We start from the raw sequence: 269 nt of genomic DNA, 5'->3' as shown, positions 1-269 counted from the left end.
GCGCCCCCGTTGAGGTGGGTCGTCTGGTACGCCGCGGTATTGAAATGCTCACCGACTTTCTTGCCCAGCACCGCAATGGCCTTGGGGTTCATGGCCTGGGCGACCTTGCCCATTTTTTCCATCATGATCGGATGGCTGAACATCACGAAGTCCTGTTCAGTGCGTGCCTGCTGATCGGCCATCAGCTGCTTGCCGGGCACATCCAGCAGCTTGATGGCCATGCAGAACGGAAGTGCGTCGTGTCGGAAAGAATGTCCGTCCTGGTGTAG

1 protein-coding gene is annotated in these 269 nt (G+C 58.4%); it reads right to left on the bottom strand.

The window, feature by feature from the left end; translation table 11 throughout:
- A partial coding sequence (locus AC0L3U_RS39455; protein WP_473365130.1) for a hypothetical protein occupies positions 1-221 on the bottom strand: 221 nt, incomplete at its 3' end.
- Positions 222-269 lie beyond the last annotated feature (48 nt).

It is taken from the genome of Bradyrhizobium sp. Kon69 (genome assembly GCF_055807515.1).
This window is presented reverse-complemented; position numbering and strand designations above follow the sequence as displayed.